The organism is Rhodococcus sp. PSBB066, assembly GCF_017068255.1.
Classification (GTDB): Bacteria; Actinomycetota; Actinomycetes; order Mycobacteriales; family Mycobacteriaceae; genus Rhodococcus; species Rhodococcus aetherivorans.
Map to the genome: position 1 here is coordinate 5,900,933 of NZ_CP070859.1, position 17,979 is coordinate 5,918,911.

Consider the following 17,979-nt stretch of genomic DNA (forward strand, 5'->3'; position numbering starts at 1 on the left):
CGGCTCGGCGAACCCCTCAGTCGCCGAACTGCACGCTGTCGACGACGACGTCGGACCCGAACAGTTCGCGGGCGCGGACCAGAGCCGCGTCGCGCACCTCCGGCTCCGACAGCGTCGTGGGCAACGCCAGGGTCAGCAGCACGGAACGACCGTCGGACCTCGGCTGTGCCCTGACACGGCACACCCAGTCCACCGTTCCGCCCTCCCGGCGCAGCGCCAGCTCGGTGCGCGCGACGTCGCGGGCGAAGCAGGGCAGCGCGGGATCGGTCGTGCGTTCGAGCTGGGCCACGAGATCCTCGAGGCGATCGGTGCGCCATTGGCGCAACCCGGCCATCCGCGGTTCGACGTTCATCTCGGCACCCTTCGACGCCGGCGACCGTCGGGTGCGCTCGCGGGAGCATGCGGGTCCGAGATCTGCGGCGTCAGCGAAACTGACTACTACCGAGACCATCGCGCCGCGAGCGCGCGGCGTTTCACGAGCCCGGCAACAGGCTGCGCTTCATGAGCCCGGCAACAGGCTGCGCTTCATGAGCCCGGCAACAGGCTGCGCAGCGCCGGCAGCAGTTCCTGTTCGGCCCACCGGATGAACGGCCCCTGCCGGTCACCTCCGATCTGGACGAGGGCGACCTCCGTGAATCCCGCGTCGACGAACGGCCGGATCTTGTCCACGTACTCGTCGATGTCGTCGCCGCACGGAAGTTGCGCCCCGACCTGCTCGGGCGTCACGAACCGGGTGGCCGCCGCGAACGAGGACGGCGCGGGCAGGTCCGGGTTGACCTTCCAGCCGAGGCCGAACCACCGGAACTGCTCATGCGCCCGCTGCACCGCCGCGTCGCGGTCGGTGTCGTAGGAGACTGCGATCTGCCCGACTCGCGGTTTGCCCGCTCCCCCGGCCTCGTCGAACATCCGGGTCAGCTCCGGCTCGGGTTCGGTCGCCACCATCAGGTCGGCCTTCTCCCCGGCGAGGGCGCACGACTGCGAACCGGACACGGCGATGCCGATCGGCACCCGGGTCTCGGGCAGGTCGTACAGGTGCGCGGACTCGACGTCGAAGTAGTCGCCGCGGAAGTTCACGTTGCCGCCGTCGAACAGCGCCGAAATGATCTCCACGGCCTCGGCGAGCATCTCGTGACGGGTGCCCACCGCGGGCCAGCCCTTGCCGACGACGTGTTCGTTGAGGTTCTCGCCCGCGCCCAGGCCGAGGCGGAACCGGCCCCCGGACAGGATCTGCATCGTCGCCGCCTTCTGCGCCACCACCGCCGGGTGGTACCGCAGGATCGGGCAGGTCACGTAGGTCATGAGCGGGATCTGCTCGGTGGCCTGGGCAGCGGCACCAAGGATGGACCACGCGTAGCCGGAATGCCCCTGTTCCTCCAGCCACGGGTTGTAGTGGTCACTGATCACCGAGAAGTCGAAGCCGGCCTTCTCCGCCATCTGCACGTCGCGGACGAGGTGGTCCGGCCGGGACTGCTCGCAGAGCATGGTGTAGCCGAAGTCGGTCACTGTTCGTTTCCTCCCGTGGTCCGTGCCGGGCGCCCCGCCGATGCCGGCGATCCGTCCTTCGGGATACCCACCGGTCGCCTCGGTACACGACCGTCACGGTAGGGAGGGGCCGCCGAGATGCCGGCTGCGCATCTCGGCAGGTACGGGTGTCTCGTTGCGGCGGGCCGGCCGGGCCGGCTCGCCGCAACGAGGGGTCGACCCGGTGTCAGACGAGGCAGACCACGAACAGCGGCACTCCGACGACCGGAACGAAGAGCAACGGAACGCACACGACACCGAACGGGCCGAGGACCGCCGGCTGGACGGATTCCGCGATCGGGGCAGGCGCGGTGGGGATGGCGGGGGCCGCTGTCGCGGCACCGGTGCCGAGGGCGATCATGGGGGCCATGGCGGTCGCCGCTACCGCCGCGCGAAACGTAGTCCTGCTCATGGTGTTTCTCCTCGCGTCGCGTGCCGCGACCGATACGCGCCCACGGCACGGAAATGGATCGGCTGTATATCAGCATCGCCGACGAACCCGACGCCGGGCGACGGGGAAAACCCTGCATCGCGACGACTCGGGCATGGCCACGTACCGACGGGTCTCGTTTCGGTCGAGGCCGGCCCCGATGCTTCCATTTCGGTTGAGAAGAGGGCGCCGGCCCCCACCCGGGGGCTACGGTGAAGCTGTGCTGTTCGGGCGGGGACCGGAATGCGCACGCATCGATCGGCTGCTTGCCGCACTCCGGCAGGGAGCGGGTGGAGCAGTGGTGCTGAGCGGGGAAGCGGGAATCGGCAAGACCGCCCTCCTCGACTACGCCCGCGAGCATGCCTCCGGGCTCGGGGTGCTGTCGGTGACGGGTGCGGAAGCCGAGGCCCCGATCCCCTTCGCGGCGCTCGAACGCCTGCTGGCGCCGGTGCCGGGGCCCATCGCGTCGCTGCCCAGGGTGCGCCCGTTGTGCGGCTCCACCGAGCGCGAAATTCCCGGGCCGGAGGACCGATTCGCGATCTACGCCGGATTCTTCCGGATTTTGACAGCGGCCGCACGCAGCGCGGCACTGCTGGTAGTGATCGACGATGCGCAGTGGCTGGACCGGCCGACCCTGGACGCCGTCGCCTTCGCCGCTCGGCGGCTCACCACCGAGCGGATCGGGATTCTGGTCGCCACCCGCGAGCCGCAGGGTCCGGCCGGCGTCGAGACGTCGGTGGTGCGGGGTCTCGGCGACGAGGCGGCCGGTCAGCTGCTGGCCGCCCTCCTGGGCCGGCGCCCGCCGGACGACGTGGTGGCGGCGGCGGCCGCACAGGTGGGGGGCAACCCGTCGGCGCTGCTGGAGCTGGCGGGCACTCTCTCGTGCGACGAACTCACCGGAACCCGTCCGCTGCGCCTCCCGGTACGCGCCGGGTCGGCCGCGACCCGCATCTTCGGTGCGCGCATCGCCACGCTCGACGACGCGACACGCCGAGCCCTCCAGGTCGCGGCGGTGGCGGCCGACGACGGGTTGCCGGTGGTGTCCGCCGTCCTGGCGCACCTGGGGATCGCCGGAGGTGCCCTGGGAACGCTCGAGGACACCGGGTTGACGTCGTTCGCGGGCGGCCGGTTGTCCTTTCCGCATCCGTTGATCCGCAGCGCCGCGGTATCCGATCTCCCGCCGACGCGGCGGCGGTCGCTGCACCGCGCAGTGGCCGAGATGCTCACCGATCCAGCGCAGCAGGACCGACGTGCGTGGCACCTGACCGAAGCCACCCTCGCCCCGGACGAGGGCACCGCCCGGGAACTGGAGCAGTCCGCGCGGCTGACGTCGGAACGGCGCGGGTACGCGGCCGCCGCGGTCGTCATGGAGCAGGCTGCCGCGTTCTCCGCCGACGAGGCGGGTACGGCCCGGCGTCTCTGCGCGGCGGCCGACGCGGCCCGGCGCGCGGGCCGCAGCACGACCGCGCTGCGGCTGCTGGACCGATCCGACGACCACACCACCGATCCGGCCCTGCGGGCCGCCAGCGCCGGCGTCCGCGGACGGGTCGAACTCCACACCGGCGCAGCGTGTATCGCACGCCGGGTGTGGGAGACGGGCGCCGCGGACATCGGTCGACGAGACCCGGCGCGAGGCGCCCACCTGTTGGCCATGGCGGCCGAGGGAGCACTCGTCGCCGGCGAGCCCGAGGGGGCACTGCGGCTCGCTCGCCGGGCGATCCGATCGGCGCCGCCCCGGGACACCGACACGACGCTCCTCGGCTCGCTCGTCATCGGCAGCGCGTTGTCGTTGTCCGGCAACCCCTCCGACGGGATGCGCTGGCTGCAGGATGCGGCGGCGCTCGCGCGGTGGGGCACCGACGCCGACGTCGAATGGGTCCTGTTCGCGGAGCTGGGCGCGGTGGCCTGGCACGGGGAGGACGGCGATCCGCGGCAGGTGCTCGACCCGCTGGTCCACCGGCTCCGGGCCGAGGGCGCCTGGGGGCAGTTGCCCCTGGCGCTGTACGTCACGGCGCTGGCCGACAGCCGCCTCGGACGCCTGCACTCCGGTCGTCGCGCGGCCACCGAGGCCGTCGAACTCGCCACCCGCACGGGCGATCTGCTCGCGCTCTGCGCGGCGCTCGGATGCCTGGCGGAACTCGAGGCGCAACTCGGTGACGAACAGGCCTGCCGGGCGCACGCCGCCGACTCGTTGCGGATCCGCGAGAGGACCCGTCTGGGCGAGATGCACCGCGACGCCCTGGACGGACTCGGGCTGCTGGAACTGAGCCTGAATCGGCCCGACCGTGCCGTCGACCATCTGGAGGAGGCCAACCGGCGACCGTCCGGGTACGCGGACGGTCTCCTCGTCGCGCGAGCGTCGTCCGCCGACCTGATCGAAGCGTACGTCCGATCAGGACGCGACGTGCCGGACGCGGTTCGCGAACAGTTGCGGCTGCTCACGGAACTCGCGCTGCCCGATGCGCTCGGAGCCCTGATCTGCCGCGGCCGGGCACTGATCGGCGACGACGCGGAGTACGACACCTGGTTCACCAAAGCCCTGCAACTACACGCACGCTCGCCGTCCCCGTTCGACACCGCCCGGACCGCGCTGTGCTACGGCGAACGGTTGCGCCGCGCCGGGCGCCGGCGCGACGCCCGCAAGCATCTGGAGGTGGCGTTCGACGCGTTCCGGCACATCGGGGCCCGCACGTGGGCCGCACAGGCCGCGACGGAACTGGGCGCCGTCGGCCGGCCGGTCGACGCGCCCGCCGCTGCCGCGGGACACCGGCTCACCCCGCAGGAACTCCAGGTGGCCCGGCTCGCCGCCCGCGGCGGCACCAACCGTGAGATCGCCGAGCAGCTCTTCCTCAGCGTCAAGACCATCGAAATGCATCTGGGACGGCTGTACCGGAAACTCGGCATCCGGTCCCGCACCCAGCTGGCGAACTACCTGCGCGACAACGTCCTCGCCTGAGCATCCGACTCCCAGGACGATGGTCGCATCGGAATAGGTTGGGAATTCAGTCGATTCGATGCCATCTGAGAGTGCAATGCGTCCAGGAATGCCACCGCGGCGGGCGCGGGGTCGAAGTCGCTCCAGGCGAGGTATTCGACTCGGGTCGGCCCGTCGCTGACGGGCACCTTGACCAGATTCGGGTTCGAGGGGACGAAGGCGGGGGGCAGCAGTGCGACGGCGAGGCCCTGTTTCACGAGGTCGAGGATCAGATCGGTAGACATCGATTCGAAGGTCACCTCGCGCCGGAGTTCGGCAGCATCGAAGGCCCGGTCGCTCTGTGCGCGCCCCTGCGTCCCGGCGGGAAAATCCGCGAAGGTCTCGTCTGCCAGATCGCGTAGGCGCAGGCGGCGCCGCCCCGACAGTCGATGATCAGCGGCGAGAACGGCAACGAGACGTTCGCGGGCCAACTCGACGAACCGGACACGGTGAGGGGTGGTCGCGTCAGGCAGGCCCAGCACGGCGATGTCGACCTCGCCCGCGCGGATCGCGGTCACGAGTTCGTCGCTGCCGCCGTTTCGAAGCGCGATGCTCACCGCCGGGTGAGCGCGGTGGAATTCGCCCAGCGCAGTGGGAATGTCGATGGCGGTCACGGTGGGGATGACACCGATCGTCAACGGGCCACGGATCTGCCCTACGGTCGCTGCCGCGTCGGCGGCAGCACGCTCGGCGGCCTCCAGACTCGCCCGCGCCGCGGGCAGGAACGCCGCCCCGGCATCAGTGAGCTCGACCCGACGGCTGGTCCGGGCGAACAGCGGCACGCCCAGCTCTTGTTCGAGCGCCTTGATCTGGTGACTGAGCGCCGATTGGACGACGAAGCACTGCTCGGCCGCTCGGGTGAAGTTCTTCTTCTCTGCCACGGCGAGCACATACCGCAGTTGCTGCAACTCCATCCATCTATCGTGCATCGCGATCGTTGTGATGAAAAGCATGTGTTGGACTCATCAACCGAAAGGGCACGACAGTGGTGGGGTGACTACGACGACCACTTCTCCGCCCACGTCACCCGGCCCGGTGACGAATCGTGCGGCGCTCACCGCGGCGACCGCCGTGGCCCCGGTGGTGTGGGGCACGACCTACCTCGTCACCACCGAACTGCTGCCGCCTGACCACCCCCTGTTCGCCGCGCTCATGCGCGCTCTGCCCGCAGGCGCACTCGGCCTCCTGCTCTCCCGCACGCTTCCGCGCGGGGCATGGTGGTGGAAGGCCGCGGTGCTGGGCGCCTTGAACATCGGTCTGTTCTTCCCGCTGCTGTTCCTCGCCGCGGAACGACTGCCCGGCGGAGTGGCCGCCACTCTCGGGGCGGCCCAGCCGATCCTCGTCGCCGTCCTCGCCGTGATCGTTCTGTCCGAACGCCTCTCGCTCTGGCGCCTGAGCTGGGGCGTCGTCGGCGTGGTCGGGGTGGGGCTGGTGGTGCTGGGCCCCGGAGCGATGTTCGACCCCGTCGGCATCATCGCCGGTCTGGCCGGTGCCGCTGCGATGGGAATCGGCGTCGTTCTCACCAAACGGTGGGGCCGGCCCGAGGAAGTCAGCGCGATCGGCTTCGCAGGCTGGCAGCTCACCGCCGGAGGCCTGGTGCTGCTGGCCCCGACGCTGTTGCTCGAGGGGATTCCCAACCGAATCGGCGCCCCCGCCGTGGCGGGCTACCTCTGGCTCGGCATCGTCGGCGGGCTTCTCGCCTATTCCCTCTGGTTCAACGGCCTGCGCACCCTGCCGGTCACCGCGACGGCTCTGCTCGGACTGCTCTCCCCACTCGTGGCCGCCGTCCTCGGCGTCGTCGTGGCAGGAGAAACCCTCAGCGCACTCCAACTTGTCGGCTTCGCGCTCGCCCTCGCAGCGCTGGGCGCCGGACAGGTCATCCCTCGTCCCCGTACGAGGAAAGGACTCCCATCGTGAACATCACCGTCATCGGCGCCACCGGCATGGTCGGCTCGCGCCTCGTCACCGAAGCCGCCGCCCGCGGGCACCGCGTCACCGCCGCCGCCCGGCACCCCGGCACACACCCGGACCCCGCCGTCACTCCCCTCGCCGTCGATGCCGGCGCACCCGGGCAACTCGAGGCCGCACTCGCCGACGCCCACGCCGCGATCCTCGCCGTCCGTGCCGCTCCCGGCCAGGAGCAGACGATCGCACCGCTGACCACCGCAGTTCTGGACGCGGCAGGCCGGGCCGGCGCCCGTCTACTCGTCATCGGCGGGGCCGGGCCCCTACGCTCACCGCACAAGGGCGACCTGTCGGTAATCGACGATCCGAACTATGTGCCGATCGAATGGCGAGCGATCGCCGACGCCAGCGCCACCCAACTCCGCACCTGCGTCCAGCACCCGAACCACCGCTGGACCTATCTCAGCCCGCCCGCGATCCTCGAACCCGGTACCCGCACCGGCACGTACCGCCGGGGAACCACCACCCTGCTCACCGAGCCGGACGGCACCTCCCGCATCACCGCAGAGGACCTCGCCGTGGCCGCCCTGGACGAAATCGAGCGCCCCGGCACCGACCGGCACTTCACCGTTGCGCAGAACTCCACTGTTCACGCCGCCACATCAACGTCAGGGGTCAGGAGGGGCTGACAGCCCCGATTTACGGCGCGCGCACTCTTCAACCGTCATCGGCGGTGCCGGCGCGCCGCCGACGAGTCCGCCCAGTGCTCCCACGCCGACTGACGCGTCATCCCCACCAGCTCCCCCACCTGCGCCCACGAGGCACCCTCGGCGCGCAGGCGCCGTACCCCCTCGTCCACCACTTCGGTCAGGGCCTGCTGTTCGGCCGCCAACCGGTCGAGCTGCTCGAGCGCATCGAGCACCGCCGCCTTCGCCGACACCCGATAGATGTGGCGCACCCACTCCTCCTCGAGCTTTTCCCGCGTCAGGCGCCCCGGACGCAACGCCTCGCCCGAACCGACCCGCACCGCCGTGCTGCCCAGCCAGTCACAATGCAGACACTCCGCCCGCCACGCGCACGCCCCCACCGCAACCCCGCCGGCGATCGGCACCGGCCGCCCCGCCTCGTCCTCGATCCGGATCGTGCCGACGTACGGCCCCTCCCCGGGTACCAGCAACTCCCACTCCGGCAACCGCCTCGCCATGTCGTCAGGCTCCACCCATCACGCAGGCGCCGTCAACCACGCCCCGTGCCCGGTGCTGCGCGACGGGGACACAGGCCCGCCCGGTCCAGTGGTCGGGTGGCAGCAGTCGGCACGGCAGGCAGGCGCTTTCGAACGTCGATCGACCACTCGCGGAGTGCACGGGCAGCTGCGGACGAAGGCGGATCGGATTTCGGGTTCGCTTCCGTCCGGTACGCGGCACGGGCACACTCACTGCATGGACTGCTCGGGGGACCCCCGTTCCGGGACCGTCCGATGACCGGATTGCCTCCGGCATCGGAGGCCCGGTATCCCGGATTCGACGATATCGAGATCGGCGATCTCGTCCGTCGCACCGGGGTCAAGTGGGCACGTGCCGTCCGCGCGGGCGCCCTACCGGCCTGGGTGGCCGACATGGACTTCCCGATCGCCCCCGAGATCCGGGACGCGCTGTGCGAGTCGGCCCGGTCGGGAGAACTCGGCTACCCCGATTGGCTCGGCGGTACCCCGCTGCGTGCGGAATTCGCCCGGCGGATGCAGTCCCGATACGGATGGACGGTCGACCCCGCCGACGTCCGGGAGCAGACCGATCTCATCCAGGCCCTGCAACTGATCCTGCACCTGCACACCGAGCGCGGCGACGCCGTCGTGATCCAGACTCCGAACTACCCGCCGTTCCTGGCCACCATCGCGGCCATGGGCCGCAGGACGGTCGAATTCCCGTTCGCCGACACACAGGACGGGTGGCGGCTCGACTTCGAGACGCTCAGGGCGTCGCTCGCCGCCGAGCGCCCGAAAGTGCTCGTCCTGGTCGATCCGCACAACCCGACCGGACGCGTCCACACCCGTTCCGAACTCACCCGCATCGCCGAACTGGCCGTCGAGTTCGACCTTCTCGTCGTCAGCGACGAGATTCATGCGGAGCTGATCTACGCGCCGCACCGGCACATCCCGTTCGCGTCGATCAGTCCGGAGGCGGCAGCTCGGACGATCACCGTCACGTCGGCCGGAAAGGCCTTCAACATCGCCGGACTGCGCTGCGCCGTCGCGCACTACGGGTCGAAGCAGTTGCTCGCCGTGCGGGACGGCGAACCGCCCGACCTGTACGGAACCGTATCGACCCCGGCGGTGCTCGGCACACTGGCCGCATGGCAACGCTGCCAGCGCTGGCAGGACACGCTGCTCCGAGTGCTCGACCGCAACCGGCGACGTGTCGACACGGTCCTGCGCGAGCACCTGCCGGAAGCCCGCCACCATCTGCCGGAAGCCACCTACCTCAGCTGGGTCGATGTCTCGGCTTTCCCCGTCGACGATCCGATCCGCCGGATCCGGGACCTCGGCCGGGTGCTGGTCGACGGCGACAGACCCTTCGGAAGCGCGGCAGCGGGATTCGTGCGGATCAACTTCGCCACGTCGGCGGCTGTCCTCGAGCACATCCTCGACGGCATCTCGGCGGCGATGCGCGGGCGACGAGCCGTCTCACCGCTGACGGAGTTCCTCGGAACCTGATCCGCCCCGGTCCTCCGGCACCTCCCGATCGAGTTCGTCGAGCCAGATGCGCGCGGACGCGTCGGAGGGCGCACGCCAGTCCCCGCGCGGTGAGAGGGACCCCCCGGCGGCGACCTTCGGCCCGTTCGGCATCGCGGACCGCTTGAACTGGCTGAAGGCGAAGAACCGCTGGACGAACACACCCAGCCACCGCCGGATCTCGGGCAGGTCGTACTCGCGGCGGGCATGCCCGGGATGGCCGGACGGCCACTCCCCGGCGCCGGCCTCGTGCCAGGCCTGCCATGCGAGGTAGGCGATCTTCGACGGCCGGAACCCGAAGCGCAGCACCTGGAACAGGAAGAAGTCGTGCAGGTCGTAGGGACCGATCGTGGCCTGGGTGCTCTGCGGCGTCTCCCCCTCCTCGACGGGGACGAGCTCGGGACTGATCTCGGTGCCCAGCACGGCCTCGAGGGTGGCGCCGACCTCGTCGTCGAATTGCCCGGACGAGACGACCCAGCGGATCAGATGCTGGATGAGCGTCTTCGGCACCCCGGCGTTGACGTTGTAGTGCGACATCTGGTCCCCGACGCCGTACGTGGACCAGCCCAGCGCGATCTCCGACAGGTCGCCCGTCCCGAGCACCAAGCCGCCGCGCTGGTTCGCGGCCCGGAACAGATAGTCGGTGCGCAGCCCGGCCTGGATGTTCTCGAACGTGATGTCGTAGACCCGCTCGCCGCGCGCAAACGGGTGACCCAGGTCCTCCAGCATCACGCGCGCGGCACGGGTGATGTCGATTTCCTCGAGCGTCACCCCGAGCGAGTGGCACAGCCGGCGGGCGTTCTCCCGGGTCCGGTCGCTCGTCGCGAACCCCGGGAGGGTGAAGGCGAGCACGTCCTCGCGCGGACGGCCGAGGCGGTCCATCGCCTTGACGGCGACGATGAGCGCGTGCGTGGAGTCCAGTCCGCCCGACACGCCGATCACGACCTTCGGACCGCCCCGCGTCGGACCACTCAGCGCACGCAGGCGCTGCTCGAGCCCGGCGACCTGGATGTTGTACGCCTCGTAGCAGTCGTGCTCAAGGCGGGCCGGATCGGACGGCACGAAGGGGTATCGCTCCACCCGGCGCCGCAACCCGATGTCGGTGAGCGGAGGCGCGAGGGTGAACGCGATACGGCGGAACGCGTCGAGGCGGGCCGCGTGATGACGCCGATTGTCGTCGAAGGTGCCCATGCGGGTGCGCTCGTTGCGCAGCAGTTCGAGGTCGACGTCGGCCACCGCGTGCTGTTCGCCGCGCGGGAACCGCTCGGTCTCGGCGAGCAGCATCCCGTTCTCGTACACCATCGCCTGCCCGTCCCAGGACAGGTCGGTGGTGGACTCCCCCGATCCCGCCGCGCAGTACACGTAGGCGGCCAGGCACCGCGACGACGCCGAGCGAGCCAGCAGGTGACGGTCCTCGGCGCGGCCGACGGTGATCGGGCTGCCCGACAGGTTCGCCAGCACCGTCGCGCCGGCCAGGGCGGCCTCCGCGCTGGGCGGGATGGGGACCCACATGTCCTCGCAGATCTCCACGTGGAGCACCAGACCGGGAACGTCGGTGGCCTCGAACAGCAGATCGGGACCGAACGGTGCGTCGTGACCGGCGACCCGGACCGTGCCGCTCGCATCGTCCCCCGGCGCGATCTGCCGGCGCTCGTAGAACTCCCGATACGTCGGCAGATACGACTTGGGGGCGACCCCCAGGACCCGGCCGCGGTGCACGACCGCGACGGCGTTGTAGATCCGGTGCCGATGCCGCAGCGGCAGGCCCACCAGCAGGACGGGCAGCAGGCCGGCCGAGCCGGCGACGATCTCCGCCAGCGCCCGCTCGGCCGCCTCCAGCACGGTGTCCTGCATCGACAGGTCCTCGACCGAGTACCCGGTCAACGTCATCTCGGGAAACACCGCCAGCCCGACCCCGTCGTCATGGCAGACCCGGGCGGCCCGCAGCACCGCCGCCGCGTTGGCCGCCGGATCGACGATCGTCGTCGGCGTCGCGCAGGCCGCGACCCGCAGGAAGCCGTGGCGGTAGCTGGACCGGAACTCGGGTCTCGCCGCGGGGACGGGGACGTCCCGAGCGCCGGCTTCGTCGGTCATCGCGCTGCCTCCTTCTCCGTCGTCCGCGCCCTCGCGGCGCCCGGATCGCGTGATCGAATCCTAGGGATCCGGCCGCTCGACGCCACTCGGCGACGTGGAGCGGGCCGGATCCGGACTTTCGCGGCATTATCTCGGCGTTTCGGGGAACACTCCGGTACAGACGACGGAAACTGGGCCCGTCCGCGCGGCACAGGGGGTGGTGATGGCCTACCGGCACAGGGAATTCGTCGCTGCGCTGTCGAAGTTCGCGCAGCGCCTCCTCACCCCGTACGAGGTCGACGCCGCCCTCGACGCAGTCGTCCGCAAGGTGACCACCGTGCTCGAGCTGTCGGGAGCGGGAGTGACTCTGCACATCGACGGCCGGCTCCGGTTCGTCACCGCCGCCGGCGAACAGATCGAAGCGATGGAGCGGTGCCAGGAGCGATTCGCCGCCGGACCGTGCGCGCACGCCTTCGCCCATGGCGAGACCATCGCCGTCTCCGATGTGCGCCGCCGCGACGATCTGTGGCCGGAGTTCGCCGCCGAGGCGCGACGGCGGGAGATCGCCGCCGTCGCCGGTGTCCCGATGCAGCTCGGCGAGGTCAAGGTCGGCGCCCTGGACCTCTACTGCCGCGAGCCCCGGGAATGGGCCGACGACGAGCTCGCCGCCGCGCAGGTGTTCGCCGACATGGCCACCGGCTACATCGTCAACTCGGACAAGCTGCGCCAGCAGGAGCAGCTCTCCGCGCAACTGCAGACCGCGCTCGACACCCGCATCGTCGTCGAGCAGGCCAAGGGCATCACCGCCCAGGCCCGCGGCGTCACGCCGGCCGCGGCGTTCGAGCTGATCCGCGCCTACGCGCGCCGCCATCAGGCGCCGGTGCGCGCCGTCGCGCAGGCGATCGTCGACGTCGGGTTGCGCATCTGACGTCGAGGTGCGCATCTGAGGACGTCAGACCTCCGCCGCGATCTCCCGGACGAGGGCGACCAGCTTCCCGTGATGCGAGCCGGCCCAGTAGATGCGGCCGCAGTCCGTGCACCGGGAGAACTCGTCGTAGAAGCGGCGGGTGAGCGGCTCGAGCCGATCGAGGACCTCGTCCTTGGGCACCGGGTCGAGCCGGCCGTTGCAGCGCAGGCACCGGGTGAGCGGGGCGAACCGCGCCGCGAGATCGAGCCGGCGGACGACCTCGACGATCTGCTCGAGCGGGCGGTCGGCGTGCACGAACAGCCCGTGGGTGATCTCCCGACGCTCGAGCAGTCCCCGGTCGCGGGTCAGCAGGATCCGCTGATCCGCACGCCCGATCCTCGCCAGCTCCGCGTCGTCCATGTCGGACGTCCAGATCACGTCGAACCCCAGCAACCGGAGCAGGCGCGCCAGCCGGCCCAGGTTGACGTCGACCACGAACCGGGGGTCACGCAGGGGAACCGGGCGCAGCCGGGTGATCGGCTCGATGTCGAGCGCCTCGAACAAGGGATAGACCGCTATGCGGGCGCCCGAGTGCGGCCGGTACGCGAAATCCACCGGCTCGCCGTCGACCACGATCAGATCGACCTCGGTGTGCGGTATGCCCATCGCCTCGACGACGTCCTTGACCGTCTGATGGGCACGGAACGGCCGCCGCACCGCGATGCCCCGCGACTCGGGCGCCACGAAGTCGTTCAGCTCGGCGTACGCCCGGACCTCGACGTGGCCGGTCATCGGACCATCTTCGCGCGCAGCATGACCCGGCACAACCGCCGCGGCGGGCGTGACGCCGGTCGCAGTCGGTCACGTTCGGGAATCGCGGGTACGCCAGCCCGGTTGCGCCCGACATGGATTTGTTTACACCTGTCACCCTCGGAGACCTCGAACTCGCCAATCGCGTTGTCATGGCCCCACTGACCCGGCTGCGGTCCGGCGCCTCCGGCGTCCCCGGAGACCTGGTGGTCGAGCACTACCGGCAGCGGGCGAGTGCCGGGCTGATCATCGCCGAGGGCACCTATGTGAACCACGAATCGCAGGCCTTCGTCGGCCAGCCGGGGATCGTCACCGGCGAGCAGGTGGCCGGCTGGCGGCGGGTGGCCGAGGCGGTGCACGACCGCGGCGGCCGCATCGTGCTGCAGGTGATGCACGGCGGCCGGGTCACGCACCCCGACGTGAACGGCGGCCGGCGGGTCGTCGCCCCGAGCGCGATCGCGATCGACGGTGTGGGGCACACGGAGAAGGGCAAGCAGCCGTACCCGGTGCCGCACGCGCTGACCACGGAGGAGGCGCGGGCGATCATCGGGGACTTCGTCGCCGCGGCCCGCCGGGCGATCGAGGCCGGGCTGGACGGCGTGGAGATCCACAGCGCCAACGGCTACCTGCTGCACGAATTCCTCTCCCCGGCCGCCAATCAGCGCGCCGACGAGTACGGCGGTTCGCCGCAGAACCGGGCCCGTTTCGTCGTGGAGGTGGTCACGGCGGTGGCATCGGCCATCGGCGCCGGCCGGGTCGGGCTGCGGATCTCGCCGGAGCACAACATCCAGGACGCCTACGAAACCGACCGGGACGACGTCCTGGCCACCTACGGCACCCTGCTCGAGCAGGTGCGCCCGCTGAATCTGGCCTACCTGTCCGTGCTGCACGCGGACCCGGCCGGTGAGCTGGTGCAGGAGCTGCGCCGGCGTTTCGGCGGCAGGCTGATCGCCAACAGCGGCTTCGCGTCGCCGACCACCCGTGCGGAGGCGGTGCAGCTGATCGAGGCCGCCCATGCCGACGCCGTGGCGGTGGGCCGGGCGCTCATCGCCAATCCCGATCTGGTCGAGCGCTGGCACGGCGAGCACCCGGAGAACGAGCTGCGGCCGGCGTTGTTCTACTCGCCGGGCGCCGAGGGCTACACCGACTACCCGTTCCTGCCGTTCCTGCAGGCGGGCTGAGCCTCAGGGCTGCGCCGGCCCCGCTCGGCAGCGGAGAGAACAACTCTCGCCGTCTTCATGGTGCGGTGACGGGCGCGACCAATCATACCGATAGATGCAGACTATCAATCGAATCAGACCGGTCGATTGGCATTATCTATCGAAAGTCGTTAGTGTTCACAACGTCAGAAACCCATATCGACCGAACAGAGGTTCAACGTGGCCCTGATCAACAAGCAGATCAAGCCCTTCTCCGCGACCGCCTACCAGGAGGGCGGCTTCGTCTCCGTGTCCGACGAGGACATCAAGGGCAAGTGGGCGATCTTCTTCTTCTACCCGGCCGACTTCACCTTCGTCTGCCCGACGGAGCTCGGCGACCTGGCCGACCACTACGAGGAGCTGCAGAAGCTCGGCGTCGAGGTCTTCTCGGTCTCCACCGACACCCACTTCACGCACAAGGCGTGGCACGACTCGTCCGAGACCATCGGCAAGATCAAGTACGCCATGATCGGCGACCCGACCCTGCAGATCAGCACCAACTTCGAGGTGCTGCGTGAGAACGAGGGCCTGGCCGACCGCGGCACCTTCCTCGTCGACCCGGACGGCATCATCCAGTTCACCGAGGTCACCGCGGAGGGCATCGGCCGCAACGCCGCCGAACTCGTCCGCAAGGTCAAGGCCGCCCAGTACGTCCGGTCGCACCCGGGCGAGGTCTGCCCGGCCAAGTGGGAAGAGGGCGACGACACCCTCGCCCCGTCGCTGGACCTCGTGGGCAAGATCTGACGCACCCGGATTCGACACCCCGGTAGTGCGGCGCGGGGTCCGGTCCGCCGGACCCCGCGCCACCCCCGGAGCGCCGAACCACCCGGCGCAGTTCCCTTCGCCCCGATCACCGTTCCGCCCCGTCGATGGAGTAGATCCCTATGCTCGAAGCCTCGCTTGCCGGCCAACTGAAGTCCCTCCTCAAGCGGCTGACCCTGCCGATCGAGCTCGTGTCCTCCCTCGACGACGGACCCAAGTCCGCCGAACTCGCCGAACTGCTCACCGAGATCGCGGCGATGTCGGACAAGGTCACCTACGAGCGTCGCGACGACGACGCGCGTCGCCCGTCCTTCGCGGTGCGCCGCGTCGGCACCGACATCGAGGTCCGCTTCGCCGGCATCCCGCTGGGCCACGAGTTCACCTCGCTCGCGCTTGCACTGCTCCAGGTCGGCGGTTACCCGTCGAAGGAGCCCGAGGAGCTGCAGCAGCAGGTGCGAGACCTGGACGGCGAGCTGCATTTCGAGACCTACTTCTCGTTGTCCTGCCAGAACTGTCCCGACGTCGTGCAGGCCCTGAACCTGATGTGCGTGCTCAACCCGCGCATCAAGCACGTCGCGATCGACGGCGCCCTGTTCCAGGACGAGGTCGACGGACGTCAGGTGATGGCCGTGCCGACGGTGTACCTCAACGGCGAGCTGTTCGACTCGGGCCGCATGAGCCTCGAGCAGATCATCGGCAAGCTCGACACCGGCGCCGCGGACCGGGCGGCGGCCGCGATCGACGAGAAGGACCCGTTCGACGTGCTCGTCGTCGGCGGCGGCCCGGCCGGTGCCGCGGCCGCGATCTACGCCGCCCGCAAGGGTATTCGCACCGGTGTCGTCGCCGAGCGCTTCGGCGGCCAGGTGCTCGACACGATGGCGATCGAGAATTTCGTCTCCGTGCCCTACACCGAAGGCCCCAAGCTCGGCGCCGCACTCGACAACCACGTCCGCCAGTACGACGTCGACATCATGAACGTGCAGCGCGCGGCGAAGCTCGTGCCTGCGACCGAGGGCGGCCTCGTCGAGGTCGAGCTCGAGAGCGGCGCCTCCCTGCTCGCCCGCAGCGTGATCCTGTCCACGGGTGCACGGTGGCGTTCGATGAACGTGCCCGGCGAGACCGAGTACCGGAACAAGGGCGTGACCTACTGCCCGCACTGCGACGGACCGCTGTTCAAGGGCAAGCGCGTCGCCGTGATCGGCGGCGGCAACTCCGGCGTCGAGGCCGCGATCGATCTCGCCGGCGTCGTCGCGCACGTCACGCTCCTCGAGTTCGACTCGGCGCTGCGCGCCGACGAGGTGCTGCAGCGCAAGCTGCGCAGCCTGCCGAACGTCGACATCGTCGTCAGCGCGCTGACCACCGAGGTCCTCGGCGACGGCCACAAGGTCACCGGCCTGACCTATCAGGACCGCACCACCGAGACCGCGCACACGCTCGAACTGGAGGGCATCTTCGTCCAGATCGGCCTGCTGCCCAACACCGAGTGGCTCACCGGGACGATCGAGCTGTCGCCGCGCGGCGAGATCGTCGTCGACGACCGCGGCCAGACCTCGGTGCCCGGCGTGTTCGCCGCCGGCGACTGCACCACGGTGCCGTACAAGCAGATCATCATCGCCGCCGGCGCCGGAGCGACGGCAGCGCTCGGCGCGTTCGACCATCTCATCCGCACCAGCGCCCCGGCCGAGGACTCGGTCGCCGCGGTCGTCCGATAGTTCGTCCCTCGTGAACCTGCGTGATCTCGAGTACCTGGCCGCGGTGGCGCATCACCGCCACTTCGGCCGGGCGGCGGAGGCCTGTTACGTCAGTCAGCCGACGCTGTCGACCCAGATCCGCAAGCTCGAACAGGAACTCGGCGTCGAACTCGTCGAGCGGAGCCCGCGTCAGATCACCCTGACCGACGCGGGCCGGCAGATCGTGGAGCGGGCCCGGATCATTCTGAGCGAGACGGCGAACATTCGCGAGATCGCCCGGCAGTCCTCCGACCCGGAGTCGGGCACGCTCCGCATCGGCCTGTTCCCGACCCTCGCGCCGTACCTGCTCCCCCATGTCGTGCCGAAGGTGCGGGCGAGGTTCCCCGACCTCGAACTGCTGTTGATCGAGGAGAAGACCGAGGACCTCCTCGAGCGGCTCCGCGGCGGCGACCTCGACGTCGCCGTGCTGGCGCTCCCGGTCAACGACGAACACCTGCACCAGGAGTACCTGTTCTCCGAGGACTTCGTGCTCGCCGTCCCGGCCACGCATCCGCTGGCCGCCACGGCCGAACCTGCCCCTATGTCGGTGATCGCGGACGAGAGCCTTCTGTTGCTCGAGGACGGTCACTGCCTGCGGGACCAAGCCCTCGAGGTGTGCCGGTTGACCGGAGCCGCCGAACGCAACGGCTTCCGGGCGACGAGCCTGGAGACCCTGCGTCAGATGGTGATCGCCGGGGTCGGGGTGACACTGTTGCCCCGCCTGGCCGTCACCACCCCGGTCACCCAGCCGCCGGACATCCGGCTGCTGCGCTTCGAAGATCCCGTCCCGCATCGCCGCATCGGCATGTTCTGGCGCAAGAGCAGCGGCTTCCGCGACTTCCTGCCTCAGCTCGCCGAGATGTTCCGCCAGCTCCCCGCCGGCCTGGTCGACACGACACCGCCCTCCTGAGCCGGCAACCCGAGGCGACGGCCGGGTCGC

At 70.4% G+C, this 17,979-nt stretch carries 16 protein-coding genes; 9 read left to right on the forward strand and 7 right to left on the reverse strand.

The genetic code is table 11. The features are described 5' to 3' along the window. Positions 1–16 precede the first annotated feature (16 nt). From JYA75_RS26955 to JYA75_RS26965, 3 genes are all read right to left on the reverse strand, one after another. Positions 17–352, reverse strand: a complete 336-nt coding sequence (locus tag JYA75_RS26955) for a hypothetical protein (RefSeq protein ID WP_029541385.1) — start codon at positions 350–352, stop codon at positions 17–19. A gap of 173 nt (positions 353–525) precedes the next feature. Further along, positions 526–1,503, reverse strand: coding sequence for an LLM class F420-dependent oxidoreductase (locus JYA75_RS26960; protein ID WP_083662398.1), 978 nt, complete (start codon positions 1,501–1,503; stop codon positions 526–528). A gap of 205 nt (positions 1,504–1,708) precedes the next feature. Further along, a complete protein-coding gene (locus JYA75_RS26965) occupies positions 1,709–1,933 on the reverse strand; it encodes a hypothetical protein (protein ID WP_139310946.1) in 225 nt (74 codons plus the stop codon). A gap of 178 nt (positions 1,934–2,111) precedes the next feature. On the opposite strand from JYA75_RS26965, the gene JYA75_RS29160 reads away from it, so the two are divergent. Next, the gene (locus JYA75_RS29160) at positions 2,112–4,907 is read left to right on the forward strand and encodes a LuxR family transcriptional regulator (protein WP_275408343.1); all 2,796 of its coding nucleotides are present in this window, start codon (positions 2,112–2,114) and stop codon (positions 4,905–4,907) included. Here JYA75_RS29160 and JYA75_RS26975 read toward each other — a convergent pair. Next, positions 4,880–5,878, reverse strand: coding sequence for a LysR substrate-binding domain-containing protein (locus JYA75_RS26975; protein WP_306413671.1), 999 nt, complete (start codon positions 5,876–5,878; stop codon positions 4,880–4,882). The genes JYA75_RS29160 and JYA75_RS26975 overlap by 28 nt on opposite strands. On the opposite strand from JYA75_RS26975, the gene JYA75_RS26980 reads away from it, so the two are divergent. Continuing rightward, positions 5,877–6,842: an EamA family transporter gene (locus JYA75_RS26980; protein ID WP_239010504.1), complete on the forward strand. Its 966-nt coding sequence runs from the start codon at positions 5,877–5,879 to the stop codon at positions 6,840–6,842. The two genes, JYA75_RS26975 and JYA75_RS26980, sit on opposite strands and share 2 nt — an antisense overlap. After that, positions 6,839–7,519 (forward strand): NAD(P)H-binding protein, encoded by a 681-nt coding sequence (locus JYA75_RS26985; protein WP_006931980.1) that lies wholly within the window; start codon positions 6,839–6,841, stop codon positions 7,517–7,519. The genes JYA75_RS26980 and JYA75_RS26985 overlap by 4 nt, the downstream gene beginning before the upstream one ends. A 35-nt stretch (positions 7,520–7,554) precedes the next feature. On the opposite strand, the gene JYA75_RS26990 is transcribed toward JYA75_RS26985, so the two are convergent. Further along, positions 7,555–8,034 (reverse strand): hypothetical protein, encoded by a 480-nt coding sequence (locus tag JYA75_RS26990; protein WP_006931977.1) that lies wholly within the window; start codon positions 8,032–8,034, stop codon positions 7,555–7,557. Between the two features lie 273 nt (positions 8,035–8,307). Between JYA75_RS26990 and JYA75_RS26995 the strand changes: the two genes are divergently transcribed. Continuing rightward, positions 8,308–9,540 carry an aminotransferase class I/II-fold pyridoxal phosphate-dependent enzyme gene (locus JYA75_RS26995; RefSeq protein ID WP_006931975.1) on the forward strand — a complete coding sequence of 411 codons (1,233 nt, stop codon included), beginning with the start codon at positions 8,308–8,310 and terminating at the stop codon, positions 9,538–9,540. On the opposite strand, the gene JYA75_RS27000 is transcribed toward JYA75_RS26995, so the two are convergent. Continuing rightward, positions 9,511–11,652: an NAD(+) synthase gene (locus tag JYA75_RS27000; RefSeq protein ID WP_006931973.1), complete on the reverse strand. Its 2,142-nt coding sequence runs from the start codon at positions 11,650–11,652 to the stop codon at positions 9,511–9,513. The two genes, JYA75_RS26995 and JYA75_RS27000, sit on opposite strands and share 30 nt — an antisense overlap. A 202-nt stretch (positions 11,653–11,854) precedes the next feature. On the opposite strand from JYA75_RS27000, the gene JYA75_RS27005 reads away from it, so the two are divergent. After that, the gene (locus tag JYA75_RS27005) at positions 11,855–12,559 is read left to right on the forward strand and encodes a GAF and ANTAR domain-containing protein (RefSeq protein WP_206530702.1); all 705 of its coding nucleotides are present in this window, start codon (positions 11,855–11,857) and stop codon (positions 12,557–12,559) included. 24 nt (positions 12,560–12,583) lie between these two features. Here JYA75_RS27005 and JYA75_RS27010 read toward each other — a convergent pair whose 3' ends face one another. Further along, positions 12,584–13,330: a Mut7-C RNAse domain-containing protein gene (locus tag JYA75_RS27010; RefSeq protein ID WP_006931970.1), complete on the reverse strand. Its 747-nt coding sequence runs from the start codon at positions 13,328–13,330 to the stop codon at positions 12,584–12,586. Positions 13,331–13,443: 113 nt separating this feature from the next. Here JYA75_RS27010 and JYA75_RS27015 point away from each other — a divergent pair, with 113 nt between their 5' ends. From JYA75_RS27015 to JYA75_RS27030, 4 genes are all read left to right on the forward strand, one after another. Beyond that, complete coding sequence (locus JYA75_RS27015) at positions 13,444–14,529, forward strand: alkene reductase (protein ID WP_203329543.1); 1,086 nt, start codon at positions 13,444–13,446, stop codon at positions 14,527–14,529. A gap of 198 nt (positions 14,530–14,727) precedes the next feature. Then, positions 14,728–15,291, forward strand: coding sequence for an alkyl hydroperoxide reductase subunit C (gene ahpC / locus JYA75_RS27020; protein WP_050034622.1), 564 nt, complete (start codon positions 14,728–14,730; stop codon positions 15,289–15,291). A 140-nt stretch (positions 15,292–15,431) separates the two neighbouring features. Further along, complete coding sequence (gene ahpF / locus JYA75_RS27025; RefSeq protein WP_203329544.1) at positions 15,432–17,021, forward strand: alkyl hydroperoxide reductase subunit F; 1,590 nt, start codon at positions 15,432–15,434, stop codon at positions 17,019–17,021. Between the two features lie 10 nt (positions 17,022–17,031). Then, entirely contained in the window at positions 17,032–17,949 is a 918-nt protein-coding gene (locus JYA75_RS27030) for a LysR substrate-binding domain-containing protein (RefSeq protein WP_006931958.1), read from the forward strand. Positions 17,950–17,979 lie beyond the last annotated feature (30 nt).

What these genes read in the sequence shown, in the direction of transcription:
- JYA75_RS27015 (WP_203329543.1), top strand. Translation starts at nt 13,444, where the DNA reads ATGGATTTGTTTACACCTGTCACCCTCGGAGACCTCGAACTCGCCAAT.
- JYA75_RS27010 (WP_006931970.1), bottom strand. Translation starts at nt 13,330, where the DNA reads ATGACCGGCCACGTCGAGGTCCGGGCGTACGCCGAGCTGAACGACTTC.
- JYA75_RS26965 (WP_139310946.1), bottom strand. Translation starts at nt 1,933, where the DNA reads ATGAGCAGGACTACGTTTCGCGCGGCGGTAGCGGCGACCGCCATGGCC.
- JYA75_RS26980 (WP_239010504.1), top strand. Translation starts at nt 5,877, where the DNA reads ATGTGTTGGACTCATCAACCGAAAGGGCACGACAGTGGTGGGGTGACT.
- JYA75_RS27005 (WP_206530702.1), top strand. Translation starts at nt 11,855, where the DNA reads ATGGCCTACCGGCACAGGGAATTCGTCGCTGCGCTGTCGAAGTTCGCG.
- JYA75_RS29160 (WP_275408343.1), top strand. Translation starts at nt 2,112, where the DNA reads ATGCTTCCATTTCGGTTGAGAAGAGGGCGCCGGCCCCCACCCGGGGGC.
- JYA75_RS26975 (WP_306413671.1), bottom strand. Translation starts at nt 5,878, where the DNA reads ATGCTTTTCATCACAACGATCGCGATGCACGATAGATGGATGGAGTTG.
- JYA75_RS26990 (WP_006931977.1), bottom strand. Translation starts at nt 8,034, where the DNA reads ATGGCGAGGCGGTTGCCGGAGTGGGAGTTGCTGGTACCCGGGGAGGGG.
- ahpF (WP_203329544.1), top strand. Translation starts at nt 15,432, where the DNA reads ATGCTCGAAGCCTCGCTTGCCGGCCAACTGAAGTCCCTCCTCAAGCGG.
- JYA75_RS26955 (WP_029541385.1), bottom strand. Translation starts at nt 352, where the DNA reads ATGAACGTCGAACCGCGGATGGCCGGGTTGCGCCAATGGCGCACCGAT.
- JYA75_RS27000 (WP_006931973.1), bottom strand. Translation starts at nt 11,652, where the DNA reads ATGACCGACGAAGCCGGCGCTCGGGACGTCCCCGTCCCCGCGGCGAGA.
- JYA75_RS26995 (WP_006931975.1), top strand. Translation starts at nt 8,308, where the DNA reads ATGACCGGATTGCCTCCGGCATCGGAGGCCCGGTATCCCGGATTCGAC.